This window comes from Gluconacetobacter brunescens (genome assembly GCF_048695475.1).
GTDB lineage: Bacteria > Pseudomonadota > Alphaproteobacteria > Acetobacterales > Acetobacteraceae > Gluconacetobacter.
In genome coordinates this window covers 2,101,070-2,115,333 of record NZ_JBLHEN010000001.1, presented here as the reverse complement: position 1 = coordinate 2,115,333, position 14,264 = coordinate 2,101,070, and the positions used below count along the sequence as shown (strand labels likewise).

The following is a 14,264-nucleotide window of genomic DNA, read 5'->3' as shown; positions in this document are numbered from 1 at the left end:
GAGGGGGACATGCGAAAGCCGCAACGGGGACACAAAGGGAATCGGTGTCTTTATGCCTGACTCCCCAGGAGGGAAGGATCGCCCCCGGACACCGCGCCGTCTCGCGCTGAGTGACGAGGCCATTGCATGGCTGACGACACTCTGCTCCGGTCGCGCAACCGAGGATGACCGGCGGGCCTTTGCCCGGTGGCGGGCACGCTCTCCCGCGCATGAGGAGGCCGCACAGGAGGCCGAGAGGCTTTTCGGCCAGATCGGTGAGACGGCCGCTGCACAGGAATACCGGACGGTGGGGACGGCCCTTGCTCCGCCACCCTACCAGTTGCGTGCGCGCCGTTTCGGGCGCCGAGCATTTGGCGCTTCGCTGGCGGCTGGAGCGACTGCATGGGCTTTCGGCCCGGCGGCTGTCTCCACCCTGACGGCAGCCATGGCGACGTATCATACGTCGGTTGGGGAACGGCGCCGGGTCGCGCTGGAAGACGGCTCCCATGTCTGGCTGAATACAGCGACCGCGATTTCGGTCGCATTCACCGGTCAGGAACGCCGGATTGCCCTGCATGATGGCGAAGCCCTGTTCGATGTGATCCATGATGCCGCCCGTCCGTTCGTCGTGACCGCAAACGGCGGGCAAGCCGAGGCGCAGCGAACGATCTACGGCGTCAGGCGGATCGGATCCGCGACGGAAGTGGCGGTCCAGGCCGGGATGGTGGCCGTGCGGGACGGAACTGACGCGCAGCGGGTCACGACGGGGCAGATGGTACGGTACGATCATGGGATCGTCAGCGCCCCAGCCAGCATCAATGTCAACGATATGACATCGTGGACGCGCGGGAAGCTGATCTTCAATCGGGAAAACCTGGAAACGGTCGCCCGGGAACTGGAGCGCTACCAGCGCGGTCGTATCGTGGTGGTGGGAGACAGGCTCAGGAAGCTGCAAGTCACCGGCGTCTTCGACATTGATGACAAGACGGCCCTGCTGTCCGCGCTTCAGTCTTCTACAGGCGCGCGTGTGACCCATCTGCCCTATCTGCTGCTCATCAGTTGATCAGCTTCCTGGCCGGCAAGTTTTTTATCTTTTTTTGAGTGGCGGACTGCAAGTCGGCTTCACTTGAACGTCCTTGAAAATGAGATGCAGTCTTAACTGGATGCGATGGCGTGTTCCAGGCGGACATCAATTTTCAAGGTGGACGGAATGAGCGTAGCACAGGCGACGCGGAGAATGGTCTGGCAGCTGACGGTGATGACAACGGTCGGGACGCCGCCTGTCGTAATGGAGAAGGCATTTGCGCAGTCGGTCGTCGAGACCAGCGTGGATTTCCATGTGGCGGCGGGCGATCTCGATCATGCGCTGACGCAGGCCGCCGACCAGAGTGGCGTTCATATTTTCTTCCCGTCCGCCGCCGTCACGGGAAAAAGGACCGATGGTCTGTCCGGCAGGCTGGCAGTCAGCGACGCCATGGCCCGCCTGCTGAATGGCAGCGGCCTGTCCTGGCACCTGCAGGACGGCAGGACGATTGTCGTGGCGACCAACAGAAATCCGACAATCACCCTCAGCCCGGTGCGTGTGCAGGGGACGGCGTCCCAGCTGGCGAAAACCACCGGTGCGGGCCTGGCAAGCCGGACGGAGACGGCGACAGGCTCCGTGAAAGGATATGTCGCCCATCTCAGTGCTTCGGGCACCAAGACCGATACGCCTCTCATCGAAACGCCTCAGTCAATATCCGTCGTTTCACGCGATCTGATTTCTGACATCGGCGCGCAGAGCCTGGGCCAGGCGCTGGTCTATTCCGCCGGCGTCCAGACCCAGCCCTATGGGTTCGATCCGCGTTATGATCAGCCTCTGATCCGTGGCTTCTCCGCAAACCAGTATGGCAATTACCGCGATGGCCTGCGATTTGCGAACGGCAGTTTCGCCTACTTCCGCAACGAACCCTACGAGGCGGAACGCATAGAGGTCTTCCGGGGACCGACATCGGTCTTGTACGGTTCCAATAATCCGGGCGGCCTCACCAATGTTGTCAGCAAGCTGCCCGTCGATACGTCCATTCATGAAGTTGAGCTGACACTGGGAAATTACAATCGCTATCAGGGTGAGTTCGATCTTGGTGGCGCCATCGATCACGGGCACGATGTTCTCTACCGGGTGACCGGCCTGTTCCGCGACAGTGATACCCAGGTTCATGACACCAAGGACAACCGTATTGCGGTTGCCCCTTCCATGACGTTTCATATCACGCCCCGTACGACGCTGACCCTGTTGGGAGAATACCAGAAGAATCTGACATCGATGTGGCCTTACTATCTTTATGTGCCAGGAAAGGGCCTGACCCATATTCGTGTAGGGGACCCTGCCTATGACGCGTTTCGTCAGCAGCAATGGTATTTTGGCTACAAGCTGGAGCATAAAGTCAGCGATCTTGTGACTCTACGTCAGAATTTCCGGTACGGGCATGCTTATCTGGATGGAGAGTTCGAGGATGCATACTCCTTACTGGGCACCAATCTGACCCGATATGCGGGACAATGGCAGGAAGGGCTGACAAGCCTGAATCTCGATACACAAGCCCAGTTCAATTTCCGCAGTGGTCCCGTGAAACATACGGTGCTGTTCGGCGTCGATTATTTTCAACAGCATCTGAACAGCAAGATGGGGGAAGGATGGGGTTCCACGCTGAATCTTCTGAACCCGGTCTACAGCACGAGCGGCGTATCCATCATCCAGACGGCGACAGATGTCTACCAGACCATCAACCAGGTTGGTGTCTATGCGCAGGAGCAGTTGTCCTGGAAGCACTGGCATCTGCTTCTGGGTGGCCGAGAGGATATGGTCGGCACAAGTTCGAGAAACCTGCTTGCCAATAATGCGACAACCAGAACCAGCCCCAACGCTTTCACGGGGCGCGCGTCTCTTTTGTATCTGTTTGACAACGGGATCGCGCCGTATTTCAGTTATTCCACATCGTTCATGCCGACCTCGGGGGTCAGTTCGCCTGCAAACGGCAGCCACCCGTTTGATCCGACCAAGGGACACCAGTACGAAGCTGGTCTAAAATATCAGCCACATGGATTTGATAGCTATATTACCGCCGATTTCTTCGATCTACACCAAACCAATGTCCTGACGACGGATCCTGCCAATACAGTATATAATATACAGAATGGCCGGGTCAGGTCGCGCGGCGCGGAAGTGGAGGCGGTCGCGAATCTGGGCTTCGGCCTCCAGGCCATAGGATCTTATACTTACGTCGATATATTGAATACCCAAAGTACGACAGCGCCCCACAAGGTCCCGGTCGGTGTTCCCCGAAACCAGGCGTCCCTTTTCCTGAATTACGCTTTTCCCACGCGTCTCGTGCCGGGCTTCGGCGTTGGTGCGGGTGTGCGCTTTCTGGACAAGACCTGGGCGAATGTCGCGAATACCCAGAGGAACGACGCCCTTACCGTCTTCGATGTCATGACGCACAAGGATTTGGGTCCGGTCAGGCTGCAGCTCAATGTCAACAATATTGCCAATCGGCGCGTGGCGGTCTGCAATTCCGGGAATTGCACATGGTCGCTTGACCGTGTCGTTCTCGGCTCCGTACGGGTGCGGTGGTGAGGATGACAGGCATTGCGTTGCGCCGATGGGTATGGATCCATAAATGGACAAGCATAATTTCCACGATTTTTCTGCTCATCCTGTGCCTGACGGGTCTCCCGCTGGTATTTGGAGAGGAAATCATCGGCTGGAGCGAAAATGCCTTAACCTATTCAGATGCCTCAGGAGCTTCTTCATCCGAGGTGACGAACGCCATAGTGTCTTCCGCCCGGAGCCGTTATTCCGGGCAGATTATCACATCCGTATTTGTCGATGACGATGAACCACAGACTATCGTCGGCATGGCAAGATCTTGGCCGGAGTACAACACGAACCCCCGCTCCGCTCATTTTCTGACTTATGATTCTGGAAACGCCAAATTATTGCGTGACAACGCGCAGCCAGTGCAGAGTCGTCATCCTGTCATGGCGATCATTCAGGGTTTGCACAAAAATCTTCTGAACGGCCTGCCGGGCAGCATCGTGCTGGCTGGCGTGTCTCTCTGTTTTTTTCTTGCCCTTCTATCTGGTGTGTTGATTTACGCTCCCTTCATGCGGGGGCGCCCTTTTGGGACTATGCGCACAGGACGCCGTCAGGCGTTCTCATGGCTGGATTTCCATAATTTTCTGGGAATCGCCGTGACAGTCTGGATGGGTGTGGTTGGTGTGACGGGCTTCATGAACGCCTTGTCTGCCCCGCTTTTCATGGCCTGGCAGCAGCAGGATGTGCGCAAGGTTTTGAGCCCGTGGCAGGGGCAGACCCCGCCTCCCGTTGAAGCATTGGCACCTATCGGCAGCGTTCTTGCCGCCACCCAGGCTGCACTGCCCGGCATGAAGATCGTCAGCGCAATTTTCCCCGGGGCAGGCATCGGAAGCCCGTTTCACTATCTTGTATGGGTCAAGGGCGACACGGCTCTGACAGGCCGGCTGTTTACGGCTGTTCTCGTGGACGCCCGCTCGGGCAAGATCACGACGGTGTTGCGGATGCCGTGGTATCTCAACATCCTTGAGCTTTCCCGCCCGCTCCATTTCGGTGACTACGGCGGCATTCCCATGAAGGGCATCTGGGCGATGCTCGATATTTATATGATCGTCGTAATAATAAGCGGGATAATTATTTTTATAAGAAAGAACCGTTTTTATTCATTTATCGAAGCACGACATACAGGGGAACAGATAGGCCCTGTAGGCGACGCCCCTCCCGAATCTGCTGTTCGTTGACCGAAGTGAAGGGCATTCTGGACGGTCTGGCATACTACTAACAGCCGATATCCAATGCTCTCTCGTCATCCGGACTTGGCACGTCCATGCGAAGCGGACAGTGCCATGGCTCGGCCTTTCGTTTCCACCGATCTTCACAGTAACAGGCCCGATGAGATCCTTTCCTAGAACATCTCATCATATACCTGCGTAATGCAGAGTGGACTGATCACATGATCGGCATGCATCGGTCCATCTCGCGTTCAAAGTCAATTTCGAGTCTCAACTATCATCATTTCGGGAGTTGACCTTCTTCGCTCCCTCCAAGGGGAGGCCTATCTGGATGGAGCATAGCAGATCTGATTGCTCTGCGCCGGCAGGACGGTAACGCTGGCGAATGTGCCAGTCGAATCGGGCCTGAATCTCGACGCGCTCAATTTCCGCTACGTGGTCGAAAGTATGAAAGGCGGTGTCCCGCCCTGGATGCCGCTCTGGGCCTTCGATGACGGTCAGAAGGTGTTCATCGCGTTTTCGGTCAGTATCGGCCAGGGCGAACTGCTGCCACTCTTCGTGCTGAGGGCAGACGGTGGTCCGGAACTGGTCAGCCGCTTGCCGTCGAGACACGAACCGGGTAACAATCGAAGCTGATAATGAGTTGCAAATGCGCTCTGTGCAAAAGAGCTGGGTTGTTCGGAGATCGGTCAAGGCACTGAAATTGTGGATTCCTTGGAACAGACGGGTTCGGTGGTGTCCCTGTACACCACGCATCAGAGGGCGTTGCTGAAATACGCCAACAGTCTGGTCAGCGACCGATCGGAGGCGGAGGACATTGTACAAGAGGCGTGGCTACGCTTCGCGCGGATCGTCACCGATGTCTGGCCAGCCGATCCTTTACGCTATCTCTATCGTATCGTGCGCAACCTTGCCATCGACTACCGTCGCCAGAAGGCACGTGAAGGCGTTGTTCTCGAGAGTAGCCTTCCTGAAACAGCGGCTTCGACCATAACAGATGGCGAGGCGCCGCTCGACCAGGCCATGCGCGACAGGGATGCCGTCGAAGCGGTGAGGGCGGTAGTGGCCGAGATGCCGGAGCAGATGCGGATCGCTTTCGAGATGCACCGTTTCGGCGGCAGCAAGCTGCGCGAGATCGCTGCGTTCCTCAATATCTCGGTATCAATGGCACATGTCCTGGTATCGGAGGCCGTCGAGCGGTGTCGCCGGCATGTCGATTGGCCATGAGAGAAAATTATCAGATCAGCCTGGAAAAAGCATCCCGATCTCCGTCAAAGATTTATAGGGGAATACGATGCGCCTTACGGCGAATGCCTGTTCCGTGTCGTGATCCTGAAGGACTGTAATGGCGACGCAACCCGATCCGATCCGCGAGCGTGCCCTGAAGGAAGCGACGGACTGGCTGATCCTGCTTCAGGAGGAGCCTGACGATCCGGCGACCTGGCACCGTTTCCAGGCCTGGCGTGTGACGTCCGATGCCAACGATGAAGCATGGCGGCGTACGGAAAAGACCACGGAGATTGTGGCACGACTTCCCGTCGGCAATACAGGGAACTGGCAGCGTCGGCCGCGCGCCGTCGGGCCGGCAGAGCCTGCGTTGCCTGCTACCCGCCATTGGCCGCGCCGTCGGTGGGTAATGGCCGGTGTGACGGGGCTGGCGGCCGGCATCGCCCTGATGCTGGGGGCTCCGGACATCGCGCTGCGCCTGCGCGCCGACCAGATCACGGGAACGGGCAGGATTGCCACCATCCATCTTCCCGATGGCGGGTCCATCACGCTTGGCCCGGCGAGTGCGTTGGCCTTCGATGGCGACAAGCGCCATGTTATCCTGCTGGCAGGCGAGGCGCTGTTCTCCGTTACGCATGATGAACGCCACCCGTTTCTCGTGACGGCCGGCGCCTACCAGACCGAGGATGTCGGCACCGTATTCGATGTCCGGCGTGATGGACAAAATGTCGCCGTCGCTGTCAAATCCGGTCGCGTTCACGTGCGTGGCGGTAGCCTGCCGGCGGCCGGGCAGGATCTGAGCGAGGGGCAGGCGCTCGGCGCCGGCGCGGCGACCTTCCGCACGTCTGTTCCCCCCGATCAGATCGGGGCCTGGGCTGATGGCCTACTGGTGGCGAATGATGAACCACTTGGGGAGGTCGTGGCGCGGCTGCGTCCCTGGCTGCGGGGAAAAATTGTCGTGTCGTCACAACTGGCGCAGCCGCCCGTCTCCGGCGTCTACAACATGGGCGATCCTGCTGCCGCACTGGATGCCATCGCCCATGCACGGCAGGCGCGCGTTCGGTGGATCGGGCCGTGGCTCGCCCTGGTCTTGTGAACCGGGGCGCCCGCCAGCACCGGAGCCTGCCCAAGCGCTTCGTTAATATGAATATGGGCTACCAGCGATAGCCGATCTGCCCGGTCACGCGCCGCAGTTGCCCCCACGCACAGCTATCGCTTGAGGTGCAGTTGACGACATATTCCTTGTTGAAGGCATTCACGAGGCTGAGGCGGACATTCAGTCCCTTGAGCACAGGACGGAGCGCACCGAAATCATAGGTCGCCCCGCCGTCGAAAAGCGTATAGGCAGGAACATGGAAGGAATTCGCCTGATCCCCCACGGTGAATCCCACATAGCGTAGCCCAGCATTGATCGAGAATCCGGGTGCAATCTCCCTGGGCAGCCTGTAATCGACCATCAGGCTGACCGTATTGCGCGGAATCTGCGTTGGAGACTTTCCTTTCAAAGAAACAATGTTACCGTTTATGTCCGTGTCCGTCAGGTTGGTTCGGCTGTTTTCGGGGTCCATATAGGTATAGCTCGCGCTGAGATCGAGGCCCTGGGCAAGATTTGCGTTCGCAGCCAGTTCCACACCCCGGACCCGAACCTGACCGACCTGAAGACTGAAATTCTGATGATAGGGGTCAGTGACGAGAACATTGTTCTCCCGCAGGTCATAGGCCGCGGCCGAGAAGAACATCCTGCTATGCGGCGGCTGGTATTTCAGCCCCACTTCCCACTGCTTGCCCGACAAGGGTTGGGGCTGGGCGCCGCTGTAGATATTTCCAACCTGCGGATTGAACGATGTCGCGTAGCTGAAATACGGTGCCAATCCGAAATCGAATACGTAATTCACGCCGCCGCGCCAGGTGAAGGCCCGGGCGAACGTGCCACCATAATTGTTCCAATCCTCTCGTCCGCCAAGGGTCACGTTCAACCCTTTCCAGGCGAACTGATCCTGGAAATAGATCCCCTCCTGCTCGTAGTCGCTCACGTCACCGGAAAAGCTGTTTCCGATGTTTGATAAAAAGGTTTTCGTGGAATAGATATAATATTGTGGTTTAAGAAGGTTCAGCGACGGGGCGTTGAAATCCATTCCCCAGATATCGCTTTCCTGCTGAACGCGAAAATCGACGCCGACCAGAACCTTATGCTGCATGGGCCCGGTGGAGAAATCCATCTGCGCATGGCTGTCCATCAGGACCGCGTGTTCGTCGTCCCCGAGCATCATCGCATAGCGGCTCAGTTCCGAGGTCTTGGGATCGAGCCCGAGCGAGAAGAGGTCGCTGAACCAGCCATTATTATGCTCGTAGCGGAAATTCTGATAGAATTGGATAAATTTGTTGAAGCGATGATAGAATATATATTCGAAAAGATGTGATTCACCGTGGGAGTTGCTGAACGCTGGGTCCCCGGTGAACGTATGGGGCGAGTATCGGGGATAGGAACCTGGAAAGATCGCCGACATCGCCGGTCCGGCGGAATTCGCGCTCAGTTCCGGAATCGCGTTGTATTGTCCGATCAGTGTCAGATACGTATCGTCGTCTATGTTCCAGGTCAGCTCCGGCATGATCGCCAGCCGCTTGTAATGGCTGTATGCGGTCTGGTCCCCTTGCGTGTCGCCGATGGCCACGACACGGTAAAGAAGCGTCCGATCCTTCGTCAGGGGGCCGCTCATGTCCAGTTGTCCTTCGTAGCGCCCATAGCTGCCGAAGCCGACATTGAACTCGTGGCGCACCTTTTCCGTCGGCCGCTTGAGGGAGACGTTGATGGCGCCGCCTGGCAGTGCCTGTCCATACATCACCGATGGCGGACCGCTGAGCGCCTCGATCCTGTCCATGAAGAAAGGCTCGACCGTCGAAGGCGATGTGTCGGCGATCAGGCCGTCCATAAACGTGTCGGATTGGAAGCCACGTTGGTAGATATCATGCGAGTTGACCCACGGCAGTCCCCCGCCAGGCGGATTGGGGGCGGAAATCCCGGGCGTGTAGCGCAATGCCTCGATGATCGTCAGCGGCTGGAGATCGTCCATCTGCTGACGCGTGACGACATAGATCGATTGCGGCACCTTGATGATCGGCGTGTCGGTCTTGGTCGCGGTGTTCGTGCGGGTCGCGACGAAACCCTGGCCTGGGCCGTATGGTGCCTGCGGGTCGGATGCGGGATGCGTCTGGCCGCCCACGCGAACAGGACCCAGCGTGATGGTGGAAGACATTTTCGTCAGCACCACGGTTCTGCCGCCAGCCGGGAGAGCGGCCAGGCCGGTGCCCGCAAGCAGTTGTCCGAGCGCTTGCCTGGGCGTGAGGCGACCATGGACGCCAGACGTGTTCACCCCACGCAGAAGTGCCGAATCCGCCGTGACCTGTAGTCCGGCCTGCTGGACGAACCGCATCAGGGCGGCCGATAGTGGCTGCGCGGGGATATCGAAATTCCGGAGTGACAGTGTCGGGTCTTCCCGTTCCTGCGTGGTGGCGGCTCCAGCCGGTGTCACCTCGGTCGCCAGGGGATGAAGTGCGGCGAGAGCGGCCATGGCTGTTGTCACCTGAAGCAGGTGTGCCCTTTTTCTTCCGCCGTTTCGGTTGTTCTCTGTCCCTGGCGTCACCCGTTCGACTCCTCATGCGCGTTGCGGAGGGAGCGCCATGTGGATCTCGACCTTGTGGTTAAGAATTCCTTGCATTCGCATCTCCCTATCCGGAGACGTTCGGGCGAAAGCGTTTTCCAAAAAAAGTTCCGGAGAGAACGACGGAAAGGTTTTTCCCGGCGCGGTCCGGCAACCGGCGGATTAGCGGACCACGACGATCCAGGGCGAGAGATGGTGGATTTCGGCTCCATGCGCCTTGGCGACGGCGCGCAGGGCCTCCTCTGGGGCAGTCAGGTCGTAAACGCCGGTTACATGCCGCCCGGCCTGAGGCGAGGCCATCACCACGCGCGCTCCCAGCCAGGGGCGCAGGCGATCCACCACTTCGCCCATCGGCTCTTCGTCGGCCGCGAGCAGCCCCTGGCCCCAGGCGCCGATATGGTCTGGCGCAATGGCGGCGCGGCGGGCGGTCTCCGGCCCAATAGTCAGGATCTCGCCCGCGCCGAGTTCCACACCGCCTGCCCGCACCGTTCCGCCTTCGACGCGCACCAGGCCTTCGCGAACCGCGACTGCGACATCGTTTGCGCCGCGCCGGATATCGAACGCGGTGCCGATATCGGTGGTGCGCACTGCGCCTGCTGTCACGGTAAAGGGATGGGCAGGATCGTGCCGCACGGTGAAGAACGCCTCGCCGGCCAGCAGCCGGACATGGCGTTGACCGGCTACATAGTCGATCGCGATGGCGCTTTTCGGTGCCAGGCGGGCGGAATCACCATCGCCCAGGGCGATCTCACGCGTCTCGGCGGTGCCGGTGATGTCATCGGCCTGGAGTCGGAGGAGGGCGGTCGGGGCCAGAAGAAGCGCCACGCAGGCGGCCACGGCGAGGGCAGTGGCGGCACGGGCCGCCGGCCGTCGATACCAGCGCAGTGCCTGATAGCGCGGCACGTTGCGCCAGTTGCCGGTATTGGCCGGCGGCAGGCGGGCGATCAGGCCCGCAGTGTGCTGCATCGTGTCCCAGGCTTCTCTGTTCAGGCCAGAGGCGGATCGCCATGCCGTGAACCGCGCGAGCATGTCCGGATCATCCGGCTCTTCCTGCATGAGCACGAACCATGCCGTGGCCTCCTTCGAGGCACGCCGCTTTTCCGGATCTGAGTGTGTCGCCATGCCTACCCTTCGGCGCGAGACGCCACGTCGCTCCGCGCGGTTGATCCGTATAGCCGATCCCTCATCCATAAGACGACCTGGACCGGGTCTTTTCCAAAATAATCCTCCACGCTGGAAGACGCGGGCTGTGTGACGCCTGTCATGAACGGTTCAACCGCGCCTTGCAGTGCTCCAGGGCATCGGTGACGAGCAGGCCGGCGCCGGACACGGAAATGCCGAGGAAGGAAGCGATCTCGCGCAGTTTGCGGTCGCCGAAGCGGTGCATTTCGAAGGCGATGCGCGTGCGCTCGGGCAGTTCGGCGATTGCGGTGCGCAGCCGGTCCATTTCCTCATGATCCGCGAGCACCTGCTCGGCACCGGGCGGATCGGCGGCAACGGTGTCGGCGACGATATCGATCGGGTCGGGCGCGAGGTGCAGGCCCTCCCGCCGACCCCGGCGGCGCTCATCCAGGGCGAGATTGCGCACGATGCTGTAGAGATAGCTGCGTGGCGCGTGGAAGCTGCTCCGCCGGGATGCATCCACGAACCGCAGCCATGCTTCCTGCACGATATCCTCGGCGCGGAACAGGTCGCCGGTAAAACTGTTGGCGTAGTTCACGAGATCGCGGCGGTTTGCGAGGTACAGCGCCAGTAATGCACCCTCCTGCGTCACGCCCTGCCACCTTCCTCCGCGCCCGCGCATGGCGGCGGCATGATCTCATGCCGCCTCGTAGTGCGAATAAATCTTAACTTCGGTTAGGCGAACGCGCGCGGGAAAGCAAGAGCCAACGAGAATATCCGGCCTGCGTTCACGGCGCAGAGATCCAGGGGCTGCCCCGTTACCAGCTATAGGAGAGATTGCCGTAAACGCGGCGCCCCTGTCCGATATAGCAGGAATAGGTGCCGCCGCAGGACGCGATGTAATATTTGTTGGTCAGGTTGGAAATGGCAAGTTGCGCGCGCAGTCCTTTGAGCGTGTGGAGCGCCTGACCGAAATCATAATGCGCGCCGATATCGAACAGAACACGGGCGGGCACCTTGAAACTGTTGACCGCATCGGAATAGGTAAATCCGGTGTAGCGAACGCCCCCGTTGATTCCAAAACCCTTCAGGAACTGTACCGGCGGCGTATAGTCCAGAAATCCTGACACCATATTGCGCGGAATGCTTTCCACGAATTTCCCTTTTTCGGACACCACGTTGCCGGTGCTGCCATCGGGAAATTTCTGCGTGCTGGAAAGGTTGCTGTCGAGATAGGTCACGTCCTCATAGGTGTAGGACGCGTTGAAGCGCAGGTCTCGGGTGAAATTCGCATTGGCGGCAAGCTCGAACCCCTGCGAACGGGCCTTTCCGGCATCGCTCGAAAAGGAATCATGAAGCGGATCGTTGACCAGGAAATGATTTTCCTCGATGCGGAATGCCGCGGCTGACAGAAAGATATTGTGATCGGGGGATTCGTATTTCATCCCCGCTTCCAATTGCTTGCCGGTCAGGGGAGGAAACAGTTTTCCCTCCCAGTTTCTCTGGCCGAAGCTCTGCGGGACGAAGGAGGTCGAATAGCTGAAATAAGGGGCGAGGCCGAAATTGAATTTGTAGACCAGCCCTGCCCGCCATGTGAACGCGCTCTGCGGCCGCGGCAGGTTGTGGTTTTTCGTCAGGATGTAGGTACTGGTCGCATTTTCGTTCGATCCTGACTCGGTATATCCGTGATAATTGATCCAGTCCTGACGGCCGCCGAGAATCACGGAAAGCCCTTTATATTTGATCTGATCCTGAAAATAGACACCTTCCTGAAAATAGGAGGCGTTGCTTCCATAGACGTAATTGAGACAGGTCGATGAGTGAATGTTGATGCACGGAACATAGTTGCTGTGCGGATCATAGACGTTCACGAACGAGTAGCCATCTGATCCGGGATATCCGTTATATCCCGGCGTGTCGTCGGACGTGGTACCGTTCTTGTCATCATATTCACGGAAATCGGTGCCGACGATCCAATTGTTATGCACCGGACCAATGGAGAATTTCCCGCCGACTCTCGTGTCGAGGCCAACGGTCGAGGCCCGCCCTCCGCCTTCGTAGGCGCCGCGTCCGTAAAGGTCTGGAAGGATGATAACCCCACGCGTGAGTCTCTTTTCGAAGTCTTCGGATCGTTCCCATCGCAGGTTCTGGCTGAAATCGATCCAGCGATTAAAGCTATGCCGAAACTGGTATTCGATCAGCGCATCCTTCTGGCCGGACACGTTCCAGTTCGGGTCGCCGAGAAAGCGGCTGCGGGGGATGCGCCCATAGTGATTGACGTTCAGAAGGATGGCGGGCGGAAGCTGTGTCCAGTTCGTGCCGTCTCCCGGTGTGTACATATAGGAGCCGACCAGCGTGAGGCTGGTTTTCGGGTCGATATCCCAAGTGATGGACGGCAGCACGCCGACTCGGTGATAATCCACATGATCCGTCTGCGAGCCCTGTGTCACGCCGATTGCCGCGATGCGGTAACGCACGCTGCCGGAGCGGTTGACCTTGTCGCTGACATCGAAGGTCGCTTCGTATCGTCCCCAGTTGCCAAAACCGAGCGTGGCGTTATGGAGCGGCGTATCGGTCGGCTTTTTCAGGGTCATGTCGATGATGCCGCCGGGCGTGCTTTGGCCGTACAGCACCGAGGCCGGGCCGTTCATGACCTCGATCCGCTCCAGAAAGGAGGTTTCCCCGGCGCTGGCGGAATAGGAGCGCAGGCCATCGACGAATTGCGCGGTATTGAACCCGCGCTGCTGGATCGCGCCGGGATTCTGTCCGCTGGCCGGGCCGTTGCCGAAGGCACCGAACGCCTCGACGCTGACACCCGGCATGTAGCGCAGGGCCTCCATGACGTTCTGGGGTTGCTGATCGATCATCTGCTGCTTGGTGATGACGTGAATCGAATTCGGGATTTCGATGATCGGGGTATCGGTTTTTGAACCAGCCATGGTGCGGGTGGCGACATAACCCACCCCCGGGCCGCCTGGGTCCTGACGGGAGGACAGATTGCCCCCGATACGAACCGGGCCAAGGGTGATCGCCGCGGCCGAGGCCCTGGTCAGCACGATGGTTCCGCTTCCGGCGGGCGTGTATGTCAGGCCGGTGCCCGAGAGAAGCTGCCCCAGCGCCTGCCGGGACGTGAGGCGGCCATGGACGCCAAGTGTATTCACCCCGCGCAGAAGCTCTCCGCCCGCCGTCACCTGCAAGCCGGATTGCTTTCCGAAGCCCATCAGCGCGGAGGCGAGGGGCTGTGCGCCGATATCATAGGTGCGCGTCTCCTGGCTGGCTGCTGCGACCGTGCCGGTCATCTGGGCGAAGGCCGGCCCCGCAAGCGCCAGCGTGGCGGCCGCCGTGGTCGCCAGCAGCAATCGGTTGCGTGTCGTCTTCCGGTCATCCCGCCGGGTCTCGGTCGATCGCGTCACCCTTTACGCTCCTCATCTGCGCCTGCTCGCGCGTGTATTCCGGGTGCGCTTGCCACGT

9 protein-coding genes and 1 pseudogene are annotated in these 14,264 nt (G+C 59.5%); 6 read left to right on the top strand and 4 right to left on the bottom strand.

From position 1 onward, the window contains the following. Nucleotides 1-52 precede the first annotated feature (52 nt). The 6 genes and pseudogenes from ACMAUO_RS09330 to ACMAUO_RS09305 all read left to right on the top strand — a co-directional run bounded on the left by ACMAUO_RS09330 (nt 53) and on the right by ACMAUO_RS09305 (nt 7,108). Nucleotides 53-1,042, top strand: a complete 990-nt coding sequence (locus ACMAUO_RS09330; protein ID WP_420356637.1) for a FecR family protein — start codon at nt 53-55, stop codon at nt 1,040-1,042. Nucleotides 1,043-1,216: 174 nt separating this feature from the next. Beyond that, nucleotides 1,217-3,595: a TonB-dependent siderophore receptor gene (locus ACMAUO_RS09325; RefSeq protein ID WP_420356636.1), complete on the top strand. Its 2,379-nt coding sequence runs from the start codon at nt 1,217-1,219 to the stop codon at nt 3,593-3,595. 2 nt (nt 3,596-3,597) lie between these two features. Beyond that, entirely contained in the window at nt 3,598-4,794 is a 1,197-nt protein-coding gene (locus ACMAUO_RS09320; protein WP_420356635.1) for a PepSY-associated TM helix domain-containing protein, read from the top strand. Nucleotides 4,795-5,129: 335 nt separating this feature from the next. Next, a pseudogene (locus ACMAUO_RS09315) lies at nt 5,130-5,379 on the top strand (TrbG/VirB9 family P-type conjugative transfer protein); the annotation flags it as partial. A gap of 111 nt (nt 5,380-5,490) precedes the next feature. After that, a complete protein-coding gene (locus tag ACMAUO_RS09310; RefSeq protein WP_420356634.1) occupies nt 5,491-6,012 on the top strand; it encodes an RNA polymerase sigma factor in 522 nt (173 codons plus the stop codon). A gap of 118 nt (nt 6,013-6,130) precedes the next feature. Continuing rightward, complete coding sequence (locus ACMAUO_RS09305; protein ID WP_420356633.1) at nt 6,131-7,108, top strand: FecR family protein; 978 nt, start codon at nt 6,131-6,133, stop codon at nt 7,106-7,108. Between the two features lie 58 nt (nt 7,109-7,166). Here the strand turns inward: ACMAUO_RS09305 and ACMAUO_RS09300 are convergent, their stop codons facing one another. From ACMAUO_RS09300 to ACMAUO_RS09285, 4 genes are all read right to left on the bottom strand, one after another. Next, nucleotides 7,167-9,581 (bottom strand): TonB-dependent siderophore receptor, encoded by a 2,415-nt coding sequence (locus ACMAUO_RS09300; RefSeq protein ID WP_420356632.1) that lies wholly within the window; start codon nt 9,579-9,581, stop codon nt 7,167-7,169. 252 nt (nt 9,582-9,833) lie between these two features. Further along, nucleotides 9,834-10,793: a FecR family protein gene (locus tag ACMAUO_RS09295; RefSeq protein WP_420356631.1), complete on the bottom strand. Its 960-nt coding sequence runs from the start codon at nt 10,791-10,793 to the stop codon at nt 9,834-9,836. Between the two features lie 139 nt (nt 10,794-10,932). After that, on the bottom strand, nt 10,933-11,445 hold the full coding sequence (locus ACMAUO_RS09290) for a sigma-70 family RNA polymerase sigma factor (protein WP_420356630.1): 513 nt from the start codon (nt 11,443-11,445) through the stop codon (nt 10,933-10,935). A gap of 166 nt (nt 11,446-11,611) precedes the next feature. Beyond that, nucleotides 11,612-14,206 (bottom strand): TonB-dependent siderophore receptor, encoded by a 2,595-nt coding sequence (locus ACMAUO_RS09285; protein ID WP_420356629.1) that lies wholly within the window; start codon nt 14,204-14,206, stop codon nt 11,612-11,614. Nucleotides 14,207-14,264 lie beyond the last annotated feature (58 nt).